The 17,732-nt window shown below is 30.8% G+C and carries 17 protein-coding genes; 11 read left to right on the top strand and 6 right to left on the bottom strand.

What is annotated here, in order from left to right:
- Nucleotides 1-624: 624 nt before the first annotated feature.
- On the bottom strand, nucleotides 625-936 hold the full coding sequence (locus LPB87_RS14905) for a DUF1294 domain-containing protein (protein ID WP_129540356.1): 312 nt from the start codon (nucleotides 934-936) through the stop codon (nucleotides 625-627).
- A 116-nt stretch (nucleotides 937-1,052) separates the two neighbouring features.
- Between LPB87_RS14905 and LPB87_RS14900 the strand changes: the two genes are divergently transcribed.
- Nucleotides 1,053-3,176 (top strand): Tex family protein, encoded by a 2,124-nt coding sequence (locus tag LPB87_RS14900; protein ID WP_230728412.1) that lies wholly within the window; start codon nucleotides 1,053-1,055, stop codon nucleotides 3,174-3,176.
- 74 nt (nucleotides 3,177-3,250) lie between these two features.
- On the opposite strand, the gene tatA is transcribed toward LPB87_RS14900, so the two are convergent.
- A complete protein-coding gene (gene tatA, locus LPB87_RS14895; protein WP_129540358.1) occupies nucleotides 3,251-3,436 on the bottom strand; it encodes a twin-arginine translocase TatA/TatE family subunit in 186 nt (61 codons plus the stop codon).
- 208 nt (nucleotides 3,437-3,644) lie between these two features.
- On the opposite strand from tatA, the gene LPB87_RS14890 reads away from it, so the two are divergent.
- The 6 genes from LPB87_RS14890 to LPB87_RS14865 all read left to right on the top strand — a co-directional run bounded on the left by LPB87_RS14890 (nucleotide 3,645) and on the right by LPB87_RS14865 (nucleotide 10,606).
- A complete protein-coding gene (locus LPB87_RS14890) occupies nucleotides 3,645-4,163 on the top strand; it encodes a peptidase (RefSeq protein WP_129540359.1) in 519 nt (172 codons plus the stop codon).
- 3 nt (nucleotides 4,164-4,166) lie between these two features.
- Nucleotides 4,167-5,654, top strand: coding sequence for a GH3 auxin-responsive promoter family protein (locus LPB87_RS14885; RefSeq protein ID WP_230728411.1), 1,488 nt, complete (start codon nucleotides 4,167-4,169; stop codon nucleotides 5,652-5,654).
- A gap of 29 nt (nucleotides 5,655-5,683) precedes the next feature.
- Nucleotides 5,684-7,360 (top strand): hypothetical protein, encoded by a 1,677-nt coding sequence (locus LPB87_RS14880; protein WP_129540361.1) that lies wholly within the window; start codon nucleotides 5,684-5,686, stop codon nucleotides 7,358-7,360.
- A 145-nt stretch (nucleotides 7,361-7,505) separates the two neighbouring features.
- Nucleotides 7,506-8,489 (top strand): UDP-glucuronic acid decarboxylase family protein, encoded by a 984-nt coding sequence (locus tag LPB87_RS14875; RefSeq protein ID WP_129540362.1) that lies wholly within the window; start codon nucleotides 7,506-7,508, stop codon nucleotides 8,487-8,489.
- A complete protein-coding gene (locus LPB87_RS14870) occupies nucleotides 8,490-9,842 on the top strand; it encodes an exopolysaccharide biosynthesis polyprenyl glycosylphosphotransferase (RefSeq protein WP_129540363.1) in 1,353 nt (450 codons plus the stop codon).
- Complete coding sequence (locus LPB87_RS14865) at nucleotides 9,842-10,606, top strand: glycosyltransferase family 2 protein (protein ID WP_230728410.1); 765 nt, start codon at nucleotides 9,842-9,844, stop codon at nucleotides 10,604-10,606. Before LPB87_RS14870 ends, LPB87_RS14865 begins: the two co-directional genes overlap by 1 nt.
- 129 nt (nucleotides 10,607-10,735) lie before the next feature.
- Here the strand turns inward: LPB87_RS14865 and LPB87_RS14860 are convergent, their stop codons facing one another.
- The gene (locus LPB87_RS14860) at nucleotides 10,736-11,173 is read right to left on the bottom strand and encodes an ORF6N domain-containing protein (RefSeq protein ID WP_255673256.1); all 438 of its coding nucleotides are present in this window, start codon (nucleotides 11,171-11,173) and stop codon (nucleotides 10,736-10,738) included.
- 39 nt (nucleotides 11,174-11,212) lie between these two features.
- Nucleotides 11,213-12,523, bottom strand: coding sequence for a phenylacetate--CoA ligase family protein (locus LPB87_RS14855; RefSeq protein WP_230728409.1), 1,311 nt, complete (start codon nucleotides 12,521-12,523; stop codon nucleotides 11,213-11,215).
- A gap of 133 nt (nucleotides 12,524-12,656) precedes the next feature.
- Between LPB87_RS14855 and purD the strand changes: the two genes are divergently transcribed.
- Nucleotides 12,657-13,931 carry a phosphoribosylamine--glycine ligase gene (purD, locus tag LPB87_RS14850; protein WP_129540366.1) on the top strand — a complete coding sequence of 425 codons (1,275 nt, stop codon included), beginning with the start codon at nucleotides 12,657-12,659 and terminating at the stop codon, nucleotides 13,929-13,931.
- Here the strand turns inward: purD and LPB87_RS14845 are convergent.
- A complete protein-coding gene (locus LPB87_RS14845) occupies nucleotides 13,923-14,153 on the bottom strand; it encodes a uracil phosphoribosyltransferase (protein WP_129540367.1) in 231 nt (76 codons plus the stop codon). The genes purD and LPB87_RS14845 overlap by 9 nt on opposite strands.
- Nucleotides 14,154-14,296: 143 nt before the next feature.
- Between LPB87_RS14845 and LPB87_RS14840 the strand changes: the two genes are divergently transcribed.
- Nucleotides 14,297-15,226 carry a DUF6427 family protein gene (locus tag LPB87_RS14840; RefSeq protein WP_230728408.1) on the top strand — a complete coding sequence of 310 codons (930 nt, stop codon included), beginning with the start codon at nucleotides 14,297-14,299 and terminating at the stop codon, nucleotides 15,224-15,226.
- Here LPB87_RS14840 and upp read toward each other — a convergent pair.
- On the bottom strand, nucleotides 15,221-15,874 hold the full coding sequence (gene upp, locus LPB87_RS14835) for a uracil phosphoribosyltransferase (RefSeq protein ID WP_129540368.1): 654 nt from the start codon (nucleotides 15,872-15,874) through the stop codon (nucleotides 15,221-15,223). The two genes, LPB87_RS14840 and upp, sit on opposite strands and share 6 nt — an antisense overlap.
- Before the next feature lie 112 nt (nucleotides 15,875-15,986).
- On the opposite strand from upp, the gene LPB87_RS14830 reads away from it, so the two are divergent.
- Entirely contained in the window at nucleotides 15,987-16,592 is a 606-nt protein-coding gene (locus LPB87_RS14830) for a DUF4254 domain-containing protein (protein WP_129540369.1), read from the top strand.
- Between the two features lie 39 nt (nucleotides 16,593-16,631).
- A complete protein-coding gene (locus LPB87_RS14825; protein WP_230728407.1) occupies nucleotides 16,632-17,639 on the top strand; it encodes a glycosyltransferase family 9 protein in 1,008 nt (335 codons plus the stop codon).
- Nucleotides 17,640-17,732 lie beyond the last annotated feature (93 nt).

The raw sequence follows: 17,732 nt of genomic DNA, 5'->3' as shown, positions 1-17,732 counted from the left end.
AAAACAAACCCATTTATTATTTGATTGTATAGGCAAAACAACGCTTTTTAGATAGTAATTATCAAGGACAGTTCTACTATTTTTTATAATGACAATGTTAATGATAAATATAACAGAATTAATATAAGCAAATATTTAAAAATGTTATATTTAATTGTTTGATAAATAAGTATTTGCAGAGTTGTTAACAACATAAAAACAAACTCATTTATTATTTGATTCTATAAGCAAAACAATGCTTTTTAGATAGTAATTACCAAGGACAGTTCTATTATCTTGTTATAAAAGAGTATTTAGTTGTTTTATGTCTTTATAATAACAATGTTAACAATGAATATACCAGAAACAATATAAGCAAATATTTAAAAATGTTAGATTTAATTATATGATAAATAAGTATTTATGGAGTTATTAACAACATAAAAACAAACTCATTTATTATTTGATTGTATAGGTAAAACAGCGTTTTTTAGATTGTAATTATCAAGGGAAGTGCTACTATTTTTTTAAATGAGAATCTTAATGATAAATATACCAGCAATAGTATAATCAAATCTTTTAATGTTAGATTTAATTATTTGATAAATAAGTATTTGTGTAGTTATTAACAATATAAAAACAGCACTATTTATTGGCACTTACTATAAACCAAGCAAGAGTTTCAGTATCATTGTAATAAATAAACATAAGGACAGCAATTGCTATCTGAAGGAAAATAATTCCTGTATATTTTATAATAAAAGAAGGTTTACTCGTTTTATGTTTAAACAATAGCATTGCTAGTAACAATCCTAATGAACCACCAAGAGCAGTTATTGCAAACAATGTATTTTCGGAGATTCTACGTTTATGTTTGATTGCCAAATATTTATCATATCCAGCTAAAATAAAGGCAATACTATTTACGATAAAAAAATACGGTAATAAAACTTTCATTGGCTTAAAATTAAGAACAAAGATATTATTTTAGCAGAATTATTGATTAATTTGCTATTTCATTTTAATAAGTAAATTATATCAATTTATAATTAAGAAATTATTTCATTAAAAGCATGACTAATATTCAATTCATTGCAAAGTCTGTTCAAACAGCAGCAATAAACATTCAAAACACGGTTAAATTACTTGAGGAAGATTGCACTATTCCGTTTATTTCTAGATATCGAAAAGATACCACTGGAAATCTTGACGAAGTTGTAATTGAGCAAATTGCAAAACTTCAGAAAGATTATGAAGTTATTGTAAAACGTAAAGAAGCAGTTTTAAAATCGATAGAAGAACAAAAGTTACTTACTCCTGAATTAAAGCAAAAAATTGAACAAAGTTTTGATTTACAAGAGATAGAAGATTTTTATCTTCCGTTTAAAAAGAAAAAGAAAACAAAAGCCGATGTAGCGCGTGAAAATGGACTTGAGCCGTTGGCTAAGATTATCATGTCGCAAGGCAATGACGATGTTGATTTTATTTCGACACGATATATTAATGATAATGTTATTAATGAAGAAGCCGCTTTACAAGGTGCTCGTGATATCATTGCGGAATGGATCAACGAAAATATATATGTTCGTAAGCAATTACGAAGATTATACCAACGTAAATCGACAATTGCAACTAAGGTTGTAAAAACAAAAAAAGATGATGAGAATGCGCAAAAGTTCAATCAGTATTTCGATTGGTCAGAGCCATTAACAAAAGCGCCATCACACCGATTATTAGCAATGCTTCGTGCTGAAAACGAAGGATTTGTAAAAATGAAAGTAGAGGTTGATATTGATGAAGCGTATGATGTTATTGATGAACTGGTTATAAAAGGACAAAATAATACAACACCACATATACAATTAGCAATTGAAGATAGTTATAAACGGTTGTTGAATCCTGCTATAGGAAATGAAACCTTGCAAGAAGCCAAAGCTAAAGCTGATGCTAATTCTATTCAGGTTTTTGCTAATAATTTAGGACAGTTATTATTGGCCCCACCATTGGGTGAAAAACGTATTCTAGCCATTGATCCTGGATTTAGAAGTGGTTGTAAAGTGGTTTGTCTGGACGAAAAAGGAGATTTGTTATACAATGAAACCATTTATCCGCATGCACCACAACATGAAGATGCTATGGCGATGAAAAAAATCCGCTCTATGGTAAATTCTTATAAAATAGATGCAATTTCTATTGGAAACGGAACGGCATCTAGAGAAACGGAGTTTTTTATTAAAAAAATTGCATTTGACAAACCAGTTCAGGTTTTTATAGTTTCTGAGGCAGGAGCTTCGGTATATTCAGCATCTAAAATCGCTCGTGATGAGTTTCCTAATTATGATGTTACTGTGCGAGGATCAGTTTCTATAGGAAGACGACTTTCGGATCCGTTGGCCGAATTGGTAAAAATCGATCCAAAAGCTATTGGAGTAGGACAATACCAACATGATGTAGATCAGTCAAAATTAAAAGAAGAGCTGGATAATACCGTAATTCGTTGCGTAAACTCGGTAGGTATTAATATTAATACAGCGAGTAAACATTTATTGAGTTATGTTAGTGGAATAGGAGAGAAGCTTGCCGAAAACATAGTACAATATCGCTCAGAAAATGGCCCCTTTGAAGATCGTAAACAATTAAAAAAAGTGCCTCGTTTAGGTGATAAGGCATATCAGCAAGGAGCTGCTTTTATTAGAATTACTAATGCTAAAAATCCGTTGGATAATTCGGCAGTACATCCTGAAGCATATGGAATTGTTGAAAAAATGGCGAAAGATTTAAAACTAACGGTTAATGATCTTATTGCCAATAAAGAACGCACAGCTTTAATTAAACCAGAGAATTATATTACGCCAGAAATTGGTTTATTGACTTTAAAGGATATTATCAAAGAATTAGAAAAACCAGGTTTAGATCCGAGAAAATCGGCTAAGGTTTTTGAATTTGATCCGAATGTAAAAAGCATAAAAGATGTAAAAACCGGTATGATTTTACCAGGAATTGTTAATAACATCACCAACTTTGGTTGTTTTGTTGACATCGGTGTTAAAGAAAGCGGTTTGGTTCATATTTCCCAGCTTAAAGCAGGTTTTGTAAGCGACGTAAACGAAGTGGTAAAATTGCATCAACATGTTGATGTAAAAGTAACTGAGGTTGACGAAGAGAGAAAACGTATTCAGTTGACGATGATATTATAAAACAAGAAATTCCAAATCCCAATAATATTTTACTGGGATTTGGAATTTATAAGACCTATAATTTATTAAATAAATTAAGCCGGTTTATCTTCTTCTTTTTCTTTCTTATCAGCTGGCTGATCATTGTCTTTAGCAGCGTTTTTGAATTCTTTAATTCCACTACCTAAACCTTTCATTAATTCTGGAATTTTTTTACCTCCAAAAAGTAATAAAACAACTGCTAATATAACAAGGATTTCTGTAACACCTAATCTTCCCATGATTCAATAGTTAATTGCCGGAGCAAATTTGTATATAATAAAGGCAAAGGTATACAGAATTAGTTAATTTGAATTAGTTTTACTATAAAATATTTTTTTCTAGTCACGTTAAATATTTTATAAAATGCTATTTTAAAGCCTATCGTATTCTGTTTTGACCGTTTTATCAATACTATTAATTATTATATTTGTCAATTAAAGTACCACAATGACAGAAAAAAGATTAAAACGAATTAAATTCAGAAACAGATTATTTGTCAAAAACAGATTAGTTATTTTGAATGAGGATACATTTGAAGAGATTTTTTCTTTTAAGTTAAATCTTATGAATGTTTTTGTAGTTGCAACTTTAGGTGCTATTTTTTTGATATTAATTACCACATTTATAATCGCTTTTACACCATTACGAGAATTTATTCCGGGATATTCATCGACTGAATTAAAAAGAAATGCAACAGAATTGGCTTTAAAATCTGACTCATTAACAGTTGCATTAAAGAAAAATGAAGCGTATATTAAATCTATCCAAAAAGTGCTGACAGGTCAATTAGAATATGCTAAATTTAATAAAGATTCTATCTTGTCAAGTGTTGATCTAAAAGAGGAAGATGTGAATTTAGCTCCTTCTAAAGAAGAATTAAAATTGCGTGAAGAAGTGGCAAACGAAGAAAAAAAAGAAAACACTAGTTCTGTAAAAAAGGATAAAAGTGATAAAAAACAAAAATAAAGAATGTCTATAAAATCAGTCGCTGCAAAATTATTTGCCAGCAAAATTTATAATAATACGCAGACTTGGGCTAAGAAACCTATTGAAACTCAACAGAAAGTTTTTAAGAGTTTAATAAAAGCTGCAAAAGATACTGAGTTTGGAAAAGACCACCATTTTGATAAAATAAAGACGTTTGAAGATTTTAAAAAGCAAGTACCTGTAAGAGATTATGAAGATTTAAGATTGTATATAGATAAAGTGCAATTAGGTCAGAAAGATATTCTTTGGAAAGGGAAACCACTTTATTTTGCTAAAACATCTGGAACCACTTCGGGAGCAAAATATATTCCGCTTACCAAAGAATCAATGCCTTATCATATTGAAGCTTCTCGAAATGCTATTTTACATTACATACATGAAACTGGAAAAACAGACTTTGTAGATGGAAAAATGATTTTTTTACAAGGTAGTCCAGAATTGATTGAGAAAAATGGAATAAAACTAGGACGATTATCTGGAATTGCAGCTCATTTTGTTCCAAAATATCTTCAAAAGAACCGTATGCCATCTTGGGAAACCAATTGTATTGAGGATTGGGAAACTAAGATTAATGCAATTGTTGATGAAACAATAGATCAGGATATGACTATTATTTCGGGTATTCCATCTTGGGTACAAATGTATTTTGAACGTCTAGAAGAAAGAAGTGGTAAGAAAGTAGGGGATTTATTCAAAAATTTTAATCTCTTTATTTACGGTGGAGTTAATTACGAACCCTATCGCGCAAAGTTTGAAAACCTGATAGGAAGAAAAGTAGATAGTATTGAGTTGTTTCCTGCTTCTGAAGGTTTCTTTGCTTATCAGGATTCTCAAAAATCAAAAGGAATGCTCTTATTATTGAATTCTGGGATCTTTTATGAGTTTATAAAAGCAGAGGAGTTCTTTAGCGAGAACCCAAAACGATTAACAATTGGAGAAGTAGAGTTAGGTGTAAATTATGTTTTGATTATATCAACAAATGCTGGGCTTTGGGGTTATAATATTGGAGATACGGTACAATTCACCTCTTTATATCCGCATCGTGTAATTGTTTCTGGAAGGATTAAGCATTATATATCGGCATTTGGAGAGCATGTTATTGCTAATGAGGTCGAAAATGCAATGAAAACTGCTATGGAAAATACCAATGTTAGAATTAATGAGTTTACTGTTGCGCCACAAATTAATCCAACAGAAGGATTACCATATCATGAATGGCTTGTAGAATTTGAAAATGAACCAGAAAATATAGTAACTTTCGCAGAAGCAATAGATGATGCCATGCGTAAACAAAACATTTATTACGACGATTTGATTACAGGAAACATTTTGCAAAAAGTAGTAATAACTAGAGTTGCCAAAAATGGTTTTCAAGATTATATGAAATCACAAGGAAAATTAGGAGGACAAAATAAGATCCCGCGACTGTCTAATAATAGAGATATTGCAGACGTATTAAAAAAACAATAAAACTTAAAAGTTTAAAAAATATATTTAGAATGAAAGAATCAAAAAACATTTCGAGATCAAGAGCACAGGAATCATCAGCTGCAATTGAAAAAATGTACATTACAATGCGCCATTTGTTTAACAGAGGTTTTTACAAACCAATGGGAATTTCGGGCGATACATTACGTGAAGCATTATTAGCTTTGCGACCAGAAATTTATGGAAATATTGCCGAAGAAAAAGTAGAGCTTAATGGGCTTTTGTATGTTATAGAACGACTTCCGATAGGAATTGAGGAATGCCGTTATATTAATCTAACTTCTGACGAAGGATACTCGAAGTCCCATTTTCAAGCAATTGTTCCTCCAAAAAGAAGAAGAAATTGTTATAGAATTGATGAGGAACAAATGAACGTAGAAATTACTCGTGGACGTTCAGATATCTATGATATTTTGACCCACTTGACTTTTATTTTCATTGAATCTCATAAAATTAGAAATAGAGTTTTATTAGATGATGGAGGCGAAGTTTCACGTGATTGGTTAAAATTGGAGTTAGCAGTAATGCAAACAAAAAAGTTACCACTTATAGAAAAAGAAAAGGCAATATCGCATGTTGCAAATATCTTAGGAAGAACATTTGAAGAAGTTCTAAATATCTATGACGCTTTTGGTTCTGAAGCTGAGCCAGATCGTTTTTTACATATTATCTATTGGTTAGGTAAACTAGCGATTGAAGAAGTTGTTGAAAATAATAAACGTACAATTACATTTAGTCCTATTTTACGAGAGCGTTTAGGACACCATATTCACGGAGAAATATGGGCAACGAATATCAAGGAGGTTTTAAAAGCAAATTCGCTTTTAGATCGTCCTATACACGTAATAAGTGCTAATATGCATAGTGTGATGAATTCAATTTTTGCAACGCCTTTATTAAAAACTAAATTCAAAGACAAATCGGATTTCTTTATTTATGAAGAACTAAGTAAATCGGGAGCAACAATACGTAAAGACGTTGAAGCGCTTGCATTGAAAAATGGAATGATTTCTTTACCTGATGCTTCAGGTACTAATATTGACGTACAAATTTTTGATACTGCTAAGATTGATTGGGCTAAAACGGCATTTCCTAAAGCTGATTTAGACGAAAAGAAACCAGTAATCATTGTTATGGATTATGCGTTTGGAGAGCAAGCTTATGAAACCATTGATGAGTTATTAAAACCATTTAAAAAAGAAACACTTCTTAATGTAAAATCGGTTTCGATTATGGGTAAAGCAGGGATTCTAGAAGGAGGAAAAGGAGATATCATGATTCCGACAGCGCATATAAATGAAGGAACGGCTGATAACTATTATTTCGAAAATGAATTAACAGGAGCAATGTTTGAAGGAAATGATATTGCCGTTTTTGAGGGTGCAATGGTTACCGTATTAGGAACTTCGTTGCAGAACCGTGATCTTTTAAAATTCTTCCATGAATCTACTTGGGGTGTTATTGGTCTTGAAATGGAAGGGTCGTATTATCAAAAAGCGATTCAATCGGCTTCAAAAATCAGAAAAAGTGTTCCGCACGATATAAAGGTTAGATATGCTTATTATGCATCAGATAATCCATTAGAAACAGGAAGTACATTGGCTTCAGGCGGATTAGGAACAACAGGGGTAAAGCCAACTTATTTAATTACAATTAAAATTCTTGAACAGATTTTTAACGTAAAATAATAGCATTAGTATTCAAGGGCACATAAGTGTCCTTGATAAAATAAAAATAGATTTGCGATTAATTTTATCGCAAATATTTAGATCACAATATTTTAAAGAATGTAATTAATAAATTGAATTACATTTGGCACATACAAAAAATACAATGAAGAGAATTCTTATTACAGGAGCTGCAGGATTTTTAGGTTCACATCTTTGCGACCGTTTTATAAAAGAAGGTTATTATGTTATCGGAATGGATAATTTAATTACTGGTGATTTAAAAAACATCGAGCATTTGTTTAAACTTGAAAGTTTCGAATTTTATCATCATGATATCACAAAATTTGTGCATGTTCCTGGAGATTTAGATTATATACTACATTTTGCTTCACCAGCTAGTCCGATTGATTATTTAAAAATTCCAATCCAAACATTAAAAGTTGGTTCATTGGGTACTCATAATTTATTAGGTTTAGCACGAGTAAAGCAAGCAAGAATTTTGATAGCTTCAACATCCGAAGTTTATGGAGATCCTTTGGTACATCCACAAACAGAAGAATATTATGGAAATGTAAATACAATAGGGCCACGTGGAGTTTATGATGAAGCAAAACGTTTTCAAGAATCTATCACAATGGCATATCATACTTTTCATGGTGTAGAAACCAGAATAGTGCGTATTTTTAATACCTATGGGCCAAGAATGCGACTTAATGATGGTCGCGTAATTCCGGCTTTTATTGGTCAGGCACTTCGTGGAGAAGATTTAACTATTTTTGGAGATGGTATGCAAACACGCTCATTTTGTTATGTAGATGATCAGGTAGAAGGTATTTTCCGATTGTTACATTCTGATTATGTTTATCCAGTTAATATTGGAAATCCAGATGAAATTACTATAAAAGATTTCGCAGAAGAAATTATAAAACTTACGGGAACAAATCAAAAAGTAGTTTATCACCCATTACCGATTAATGATCCATTACAACGACAGCCAGATACTACAAAGGCAAAGGAATTGCTTGGTTGGGAAGCAAAAGTTAATCGTGCAGAGGGTATGAAAATTACATATGATTATTTTAAGTCCCTTTCTAAAGAAGAGCTATCGAAAGAAGAGCATAAAGATTTTTCAAATTACATAAGGTAGATGCGTACAAAAACAGGAAGATATTCAGGTTATATTAGGCCTTTTTCATATTTGATAGATTTAATTATCATTAATCTATTTGCGGTTTATATAATTGATTTTCCTGTTCACAAAATTGTATTTCCTTTAGCTTTAAGCTTTGCTTGGGTTTCTATTGCTGTACATTTAGGTTTTTATGAAGTATATCGATATACTAAAGTAATTGCAATTTTAAACTGTGCACTTAAGCAATATGTTTTGTTTAGTTTAGTAGTTTTTGCATTAGCTTTTTTTTATTCGAAAAGAATAAGTTTACCTTCAGTAATTGTGTTTATTAGTTCATCCTTTTTGGTGATATTGACCATTAAATTTTCTATTTATTTTTTCCTAAAAAAATTCAGGGTACTATATGGAGGTAATTTCAGACGAGTAGTATTAATTGGGAATAGCAAGAGCGTTGCTCCATTGCAAAATTTTTTTACTGATAATTTAGATTATGGATATAAGCTGATGCATATATTTGATATTGGGAGTGAGAAAAAATGCCAAATTAATCAAATGAAAGATTTTGTTTTATTAAATAGAATAGATGAAATGTATTGTTCTATGATTGATTTATCGCAACAACAAATGAGAGATCTTATTTATTTTGCAGATAATAATTTGAAGACATTAAAGTTTATTCCAGACGATAAACAAATATTTTTCAGAAATTTTATGTTCGAATATTATGATTATATACCTGTTCTTAAGTTAAGGAATATCCGGCTAGATGATAATTTTAATAAAGTAGTTAAGCGTATTTTTGATATAGTTTTTTCTACTATAATTATACTTGGAATACTTTCGTGGTTAATACCAATTATAGGAATTTTAATAAAATCAGAAACAAAAGGCCCCATTTTTTTTAAGCAAAAAAGGAATGGATTGAATAATAAAGAGTTTTATTGTTATAAGTTTCGATCGATGAAATTAAATGATGGAGCACATATAAATTTGGCTTCTAAAAACGATGAGAGAATAACAAAAATAGGTAAGTTTATTCGTAAGACGAGTATTGATGAGCTGCCACAATTTTTCAACGTTTTAATGGGAAATATGTCAGTAGTAGGACCAAGACCTCATATGTTAAGCGTAACGGAGGTTTATGCGCTTAAAATCAATAAATTTATGGTAAGGCATTTTGTCAAGCCAGGTATTACAGGATTAGCTCAAACGAGCGGGTTTCGTGGCGAAGTTGAATCGGATAAGGATATTATTAATCGAGTTAAATATGATATTTTTTATATGGAAAATTGGTCTATTTTATTGGATATAAAAATAATTTTTGATACGATTCGTAATACGCTAAAAGGCGATGATAAAGCATATTAATGGATTTAGTTTCTATTATAATTCCAACGTATAATTGCGAAAAATTTATTCATCAAACGGTGCAATCTGTACAAAACCAGAGTTATCCTAACTGGGAAATTATTTTGGTAGACGATGCCTCGACAGATAATACAGTAACAATAATAAATGAATTTGCTCAAGTCGATAATCGAATAAAGATTATAGAATTAGAAAAAAATTCAGGAAATGGTTTTGCTAGAAATGTAGCTTTGGATAAAGCAAATGGGAGGTATATAGCATTTCTTGATGCTGACGATCTATGGTTTCCCTTAAAATTAGAAAAACAAATAAAGTTCTTAAAAGATAAGAATCTGCCTTTTACGTTTAGTTTTTACGAGTGGATTGATGAAGAAGGGAATGTTTTAAACAAAAAGATAGAAGCTCCACTAAAATTGACTTATCAGGAATTGTTTTTTTGTAACTATATAGGCAATTTAACTGCAATCTACGATGTTGATTTTTTTGGAAAAATTACTACCGAAGCGACTCAAAAAAGACAAGATTGGCGCTTGTGGCTTACGATTTTAAAGCAAATTAAAGAAGCAAAACCTGTTCCTGAATCTTTGGCTTATTATAGGATAAGAAAAGATTCAATTTCATCTTCAAAGTTTAAATTGATAAAGCATAATTTTGGCGTTTACAGGCGATTTCATGGATTTAATTTTATGGTTTCATGCATTTATACGACTCGATTTTTGTTCACACAATTGATTATTAAGCCAAGATATATAAAGAAAGTTTAGTATTCTTTAAGGTCGAAAATTGCGACCTTAAAGAATTATTTCTTATATCCAATTTTTACTCTTTCGCTTTCGTCTTCTTTTTTCTCAGTGAGTTCATCTAAATAAGAAAAGACCAATTCAATATTTTTATCATGATTCTCTAATTTCTTTTTGAATCTGCAGAATATCAACTTTAATTTCGGTTGTGTCCAGAAGCATTTGTCTTACTTTCGTGAAAATACGCATGATTTGGATATTAGTTTGAATTGCTTTATCACTTTTTAGGACACTTGATAGCATCAAAACACCATGTTCTGTGAAAGCAAAAGGTAAATATTTTAAGTTAAATCCTCTGCCATTCTTCAAGGTCGCAAATTGCGACCTTGAAGAATTATACTCAACTTCAGTTAGTTGAAACATAAAATCTTCGGGAAATCTAGAGATATTTCTTTTTACTTGTTCGTTTAATCGTTTTGTTTCTATTCCATAAAGGATTGCTAAATCACTATCCAACATTACTTTTTGGTTACGGATAAAATATATTTTGTTTGAAATAGTTTCTTCAGAAAGCAGAGATTGATCGTCCATGAGTTTTAATTAAAAAACAAATGTAAGATTTTATTTATATTAAGGATAAGAATTAAACTGTTTTAGTTTGCCTCGATTGGTTCTTTCTAAAACTGTTTTTCGGGTAAAAGTAAAGTTTAAATTAGGCTCTAAATAATGAACAATTGCAGTTTTAATTTCATCAATTTGGTTAGTATTTAATTCTTTTTCAGATACATATTCAATTTCAAAAGTATCGATTTGAGTTTGTTTGATGATAAACTCTTTTATATTTCCATCGTCTTCGATAATACTTTTGGTAACATAATAAAAGGTTAAGCCAGGTGATTTTTTCCCACTAGGTAATAACGCAATATCATTGGTTCTGCCAATAAGTTTTTTAAGGATTGGTTTTTGTGATGTACTTTTTTTATCCAGAATCCCCATGTCGCCAATATCATATCTAATAAATGGATGCGCTTTGTTAAACAAAGAAGTAATTACAATCTTGCCTTCAGTTCCATTGGGAACAGGTTGATTATTTTCATCTAGAATCTCGACAAAAAGAGTTTCTGTATTTATTTGCCATTCTCCTTCAGGGTTTTCAAAAGCAATTAAATCAAGTTCGGAGGCTCCATATTCATTAACAACAGGAATCCCCAATTGCTTCTTCAAAAGAATTTTATCAGATTCAAAAAGCATTTCTGAAGTAACAAAACAAGTTTTTAATGTTGGACAGATATCTTTTAAGACGATATTTTTCTTTTCTAAAAACTTAGCAAACAAAACAATCGAACTTGTGTAACCGTTGAGGTAATCGAATTTTTTTGTTTGAAATTTTTGTAAAAACCGTTCCAAAACAATATCTGATAAATTAAAAATTGGAAAGCGATAGCGGTTACTAAAAAAATCTTTTAAACGTTCTTTTCTGTTTCCAATAAAATCCATTGGAATTCCATAAAAACGCGCCTGATACGAAGTATTAAAATTTATTCCGTGCCAACCAAAACGCATACTATTTGAAGCCCAGGTTAAGGCATGACAATATTTATCTTTGGCAAAAACAAAAGGAGTTCCGCTTGATCCAGAGGTTTTGTTGAGGTAAACGTTTTTTATAGAATAACCTTTAGATAGCCTATCAGAAAGAGGTTTTTGTAAATTCTGTTTGTTCAAAACAGGTAAATCATTCCAGTTTTTGGTATTTATAGAACCAACCAATGATTTGTAAAACGGATTGTTTTGCAAATGATAAACAACGATCTCCTCTTTTTTATGCTGAATAAATAGAGCATGTTCTTCTTCAGAAAATTGAATAATGGCTTCCAATTCAGCTTTTGCTTCCTTAATTGGAAATCCATTTATAAGAAGAGAAAGATCAAAAAGTCGAAGCATTTGGAGCATAAATTTTATCAAAAATAAGACTTACCAACAACTAAAAATCAAGAACCAACAACTTTTTAAAAATTAATTCTGTTTTAAGGTTAAAAGCAATTATTTTTGCACCACAACTAAATACAACTATACAATGACAATTTTACTATTGGGTTCAGGAGGAAGAGAGCATGCATTTGCATGGAAAATGATTCAAAGTCCGCTTTGCGATAAACTTTTTGTGGCACCAGGAAATGCTGGAACAGCAGGTATTGCTCACAATGTAAACATTAGTCCAACCGATTTTGAAGCAATAAAAACCTTAGTGCTTCAGGAAAACATAGGTATGGTTGTTGTTGGACCCGAAGATCCATTGGTAAAAGGAATTTACGATTACTTTAAAAATGACGAAAGTTTAAAACATATTCCGGTTATCGGGCCATCAAAATTAGGTGCACAACTTGAAGGAAGTAAAGAGTTTGCTAAAGAATTTTTGATGAAACATAAAATTCCAACAGCGGCTTACGATAGTTTTACTGCAGCAACTGTAGAAAAAGGATGTGAGTTTCTAGCAACATTGCAACCTCCATATGTTTTAAAAGCAGATGGTTTGGCAGCAGGAAAAGGAGTTTTGATTATTCAAGATTTAGAAGAAGCTAAAACGGAATTAAGAAACATGCTTGTTCATGAAAAATTTGGTGCAGCGAGTTCAAAAGTTGTTATCGAAGAATTCTTAGATGGTATCGAGCTAAGTTGTTTTGTATTAACGGATGGTAAAAGCTATAAAATACTTCCTACTGCAAAAGATTACAAACGTATTGGAGAAGGTGATACAGGATTAAATACAGGCGGAATGGGAGCAGTTTCTCCAGTTCCTTATGTTGATGCTGTTTTAATGGAAAAAATCGAAACACGCATCGTTAAACCTACAATCGAAGGTTTCCAGAAAGACGGAATCGAATATAAAGGTTTTGTATTTATTGGATTGATAAATGTTAATAATGAGCCAATCGTTATAGAATACAATGTAAGAATGGGTGATCCAGAAACTGAAGTGGTCGTTCCGAGATTAAAAACTGATTTAGTAGAATTGTTCTTGGCTGTAGCCAATGAAAAACTAGATACAATTTCTCTAGAGGTAGACCCAAGAAGCGCTACAACAATTATGGTTGTTTCAGGAGGTTACCCAGAGGATTTTGAAAAAGGAAAAGTAATTTCTGGATTAGAAAATATTTCAGATTCTATTGTTTTCCATGCAGGAACAAAGTTGGATAACAACAATGTGTTAAGTAATGGAGGAAGAGTTTTGGCTGTGACTTCGTATGGAGACAACTTCCAAGAGGCCATAAAAAAATCTTATCAAAACATAGACAAGCTAAATTTTGATAAGATGTATTTTAGAAAAGATATTGGCTTCGACTTACTTTAAAAAAGAGTGAGCCGTAGTATCTTGATTTTCTGTTCCGGCTGCATCAAAAATGCGTAATTGTTTAATCCAATATACCATTGCAGCTGTACAGATAATCATGAAAATCCAATTAATTGTATTAGCACCAAACCATGATACAAGTTCTAATGAACGTAAAAAATCAAGTGGAGCAAATAAAATGTTTACGAATAAGTACTGTATTCCTTCAAAAAAAGTTGTCATAATTTATAAAATTATTTTGTTATTTATTGTTTTGTAACGCATTGAAGTTATAAATCCCGATAATCAGAATCTTTATTTCAAGTTGTTGGTTTCCTTTTTAAACAAGTATTATATTTACAGTCACAAAAGTATAAAATATCCTTATGATAACAAGTGTTTTTAAAAAATCTACACCATTAAATTATTCATTGGTTGTAATTTTGATGCTGGTTTTCTTTTTCATCTTTCAATTTCAAGATATTTCTTGGACTAAATCGCTTATTTCAATTTCAGAAAAAATAAGTTTATTGATCGTTGTATTAGGATCGATGTTGATAACAAATTTTGTTGTCAAGAAGAACGGACTTAGTAAAGACAATGGTTACACGATATTTTTTTATTTATTATTAACTTTATTTTTCCCTTCTGCATTTAATAATCCGAACATTTTACTAGCTAATTTCTTTGTTTTATTGGCTCTTCGTAGATTGTTGTCATTGCAATCTCTTAAAGCATCAAAAGAAAAGATATTCGATGCTTCATTATGGATATTACTGGCTTCATTATTCCAGTTTTGGAGTATTTTATTTATGGTATTGGTATTTATATCAATTATTTTTCACGTTGCAGGCGATTATAGAAACTGGATTTTACCATTTATAGCTCTTTTTGCTATAGCTACACTTTTTTTATTAGTTGCTTTATTATTTAATATTGATGTACTTGCATTTTTCCATGATCGTGTAGCTGTAGATTTTAGAATTAATTATTTCACCAATAATTACCAAAATGGAGCTTTATCTATCTACGTTGCAGTCGCTTTATTCTTTGTAGTCTCATTGTTAATGACTTTATCAAATAGACCGTTGTTACTACATTCCTCTTATAAGAAAATTGTAGCTTATTTTTTTATTGGAGTTATTATATTTTTAGTGTCTCCTAATAAAAGCAACGATTTATTATTGTTTACAGTTGCGCCTTTGGCTATTATGGGGTCAAGTCATATAGAGTTTTCGCAAAATAAATTAAACAATGAAATCGTTTTTGGAGTCTTGATTTTGTGTAGTTTATTTACCTTTTTCTCTCAGTTATAATTTATTTCCATACGCTAAATCGCCAGCATCCCCTAATCCAGGAACTATATAATTTTTCTCATTTAAGTTACTATCTAGGGCAGCAATCCATAAATGACAAGAATCTGGCAGGTGTTTTTCTAGATAAGCAACACCTTCTGGAGCAGCAATTACAACAGCGAGATGCATTTCTTTTGGAGCACCATTTTGTATTAATTTCTCATAAACAGCAACGATAGATTGGCCAGTTGCCAACATTGGATCTATTAATAAAACGGTTTTATTATTGATACTAGATAAGGCCTGATATTCGACCAAAATTACAAATTCATCATCATTGTTTGGATGATGTCTACATGCAGAAACAAAACCATTTTCGGCTTCATCAAAGTAGTTTAAAAAACCAATATGTAATGGTAAACCGGCACGTAAAATAGAACATAAAATAAGTTTATCATCTATTTCGGTAGTGTTTTTAATGCCAAGCGGGGTTTCTATTTCTACGTTTTTGTATGATAGATCTTTACTTATCTCATAAGCCATAATTTCACCAATCCGTTCAATATTTCTTCGAAAACGCATACTGTCGTTTTGCACTTTTATATTTCGTATCTGACCTAAAAAATGGTTCAATACGCTGTTGTTTTCGGATAAATAATGAATCTGCATGATGGTATTTTTTAATTTATTTTAAAATCTGATTTATGATAAATAGATTTATGATTTGATATTTTTTTATAAAAGTATAAAAAGTATCTTTGTATCTATAAAAATTAAAGACATGTTTTCAAAATTAGCATATTCTGTATTCGAACAAAGCATCAAAGATTATCATAAATTTGATAATGTTGATCAGCCAATAAACAATCCATATCCTAAAGATAAATTTGAACATTTATTATATTTAAAAAACTGGATAGATACTGTACAATGGCATTTTGAAGATATTATTCGTGACCCGAATATTGACCCAGTTGCTGCACTTGCTTTAAAAAGAAGGATTGATGCCTCTAATCAGGAACGTACTGATATGGTGGAATATATCGATAGCTATTTTTTACAAAAATTTAGCAATGTAAAAGTAAAAGACGGTGCCAAAATCAATTCAGAAAGTCCAGCATGGGCATTTGATAGACTATCAATCTTGGCTTTAAAAATTTATCATATGAATGAAGAAGCTACTCGTGCAGAAGCGACTCAAGAGCATAGAGATAAATGTCAGGAAAAATTAAATATACTTTTAGAGCAAAGAAGTGATTTGTCTACAGCAATTGATGATTTGTTAACAGATATTGAAAATGGGGATAAATTCATGAAAGTGTACAAACAAATGAAAATGTACAATGATGATGATTTGAATCCTGTTTTATACCAAAATAAAAAATAATTGGCTGAATTGTCCAATAAAATTAAGCATATAGCCGTCATGAGACTTTCCGCAATGGGAGATGTCGCTATGACGGTTCCTGTTTTACGCGCATTTGTAAAACAGCACCCTGAGGTTCAATTAACCGTAATTTCACGCCCATTTTTTAAACCATTTTTTGATGGTATTCCTAACTTGACTTTTTTCGTTTTTGATGATAAAGAGCGTCATAAAGGCTTTGTCGGATTACTGCGTCTATATAAAGATTTAAAAAAGTTGGATATTGATGCTTTTGCCGATTTACACAATGTTTTACGATCTAAAGTTGTTCGTACTTTATTCGCTTTAAGCGGAAAAAAAACAGCTTTTGTTGATAAAGCAAGAGAGGATAAAAAGGCATTAATGCGAGCAGAAAATAAGATATTCAAGCAATTACCAACGATGTTTGAACGACATAGAAAAGTGTTTGAAGAACTAGGTTTTTCGGTGGATTTATCTAATCCTACATTTCCTAAAAAAGCGGTTTTAAGTGCAGAAATTACAGATCTGATTGGAGAAAACTATCAGAAATTATTAGGGATTGCACCTTTTGCTCAATATGAATCTAAGGTATATCCTTTGGATTTAATGCAGGAAGTAATCGCAAAATTAGCTGAAAATAAAGAGCATACAATTTTACTTTTTGGTGGAGGAAAAAAAGAAATCGAAATTTTAGAATCGCTTTCTAAGCCTTTTAAAAATGTAATAAATGTAGCAGGAAAAATTAAGTTTCAGCAAGAACTAAAATTGATAAGTAATCTTGATGTAATGCTTTCTATGGACTCAGGAAATGCTCATATTGCTGCAATGCTAGGTGTAAAAGTAATTACACTTTGGGGAGCAACACATCCATACGCAGGATTCTTACCATTTAATCAAAAGATAGAAGAAGCATTGGTATCAGATAGAACTAAATTTCCTTTATTACCAACATCGGTGTATGGAAACAAAATAGTTCCTGGTTATGAAGATGTAATGCGAACTATTTCGCCAGATAAAGTAGTATCTAGTATTCAGTCGCAGTTGTAATAAATTAGTATTTAGTCACAATTTTTAGTATTCAGGAATCTTGTTATACATAAAAATAAGCTTATAAAACCAAAAAAGAGTTTGCATTGCAAA

Source organism: Flavobacterium sp. EDS, assembly GCF_020991525.1.
Taxonomy (GTDB): Bacteria; Bacteroidota; Bacteroidia; order Flavobacteriales; family Flavobacteriaceae; genus Flavobacterium.
The sequence above is the reverse complement of the archived record's forward strand: the minus strand, read 5'-3'. Positions and strand labels throughout refer to the sequence as shown.

What these genes read in the sequence shown, in the direction of transcription:
- LPB87_RS14825 (WP_230728407.1), top strand. Translation starts at nt 16,632, where the DNA reads ATGAGACTTTCCGCAATGGGAGATGTCGCTATGACGGTTCCTGTTTTA.
- LPB87_RS14845 (WP_129540367.1), bottom strand. Translation starts at nt 14,153, where the DNA reads ATGACAACTTTTTTTGAAGGAATACAGTACTTATTCGTAAACATTTTA.
- LPB87_RS14885 (WP_230728411.1), top strand. Translation starts at nt 4,167, where the DNA reads ATGTCTATAAAATCAGTCGCTGCAAAATTATTTGCCAGCAAAATTTAT.
- purD (WP_129540366.1), top strand. Translation starts at nt 12,657, where the DNA reads ATGACAATTTTACTATTGGGTTCAGGAGGAAGAGAGCATGCATTTGCA.
- LPB87_RS14830 (WP_129540369.1), top strand. Translation starts at nt 15,987, where the DNA reads ATGTTTTCAAAATTAGCATATTCTGTATTCGAACAAAGCATCAAAGAT.
- LPB87_RS14865 (WP_230728410.1), top strand. Translation starts at nt 9,842, where the DNA reads ATGGATTTAGTTTCTATTATAATTCCAACGTATAATTGCGAAAAATTT.
- tatA (WP_129540358.1), bottom strand. Translation starts at nt 3,436, where the DNA reads ATGGGAAGATTAGGTGTTACAGAAATCCTTGTTATATTAGCAGTTGTT.
- LPB87_RS14890 (WP_129540359.1), top strand. Translation starts at nt 3,645, where the DNA reads ATGACAGAAAAAAGATTAAAACGAATTAAATTCAGAAACAGATTATTT.
- LPB87_RS14840 (WP_230728408.1), top strand. Translation starts at nt 14,297, where the DNA reads ATGATAACAAGTGTTTTTAAAAAATCTACACCATTAAATTATTCATTG.
- LPB87_RS14875 (WP_129540362.1), top strand. Translation starts at nt 7,506, where the DNA reads ATGAAGAGAATTCTTATTACAGGAGCTGCAGGATTTTTAGGTTCACAT.
- LPB87_RS14870 (WP_129540363.1), top strand. Translation starts at nt 8,490, where the DNA reads ATGCGTACAAAAACAGGAAGATATTCAGGTTATATTAGGCCTTTTTCA.
- LPB87_RS14905 (WP_129540356.1), bottom strand. Translation starts at nt 936, where the DNA reads ATGAAAGTTTTATTACCGTATTTTTTTATCGTAAATAGTATTGCCTTT.
- LPB87_RS14900 (WP_230728412.1), top strand. Translation starts at nt 1,053, where the DNA reads ATGACTAATATTCAATTCATTGCAAAGTCTGTTCAAACAGCAGCAATA.
- LPB87_RS14855 (WP_230728409.1), bottom strand. Translation starts at nt 12,523, where the DNA reads ATGCTTCGACTTTTTGATCTTTCTCTTCTTATAAATGGATTTCCAATT.
- LPB87_RS14880 (WP_129540361.1), top strand. Translation starts at nt 5,684, where the DNA reads ATGAAAGAATCAAAAAACATTTCGAGATCAAGAGCACAGGAATCATCA.
- upp (WP_129540368.1), bottom strand. Translation starts at nt 15,874, where the DNA reads ATGCAGATTCATTATTTATCCGAAAACAACAGCGTATTGAACCATTTT.
- LPB87_RS14860 (WP_255673256.1), bottom strand. Translation starts at nt 11,173, where the DNA reads ATGGACGATCAATCTCTGCTTTCTGAAGAAACTATTTCAAACAAAATA.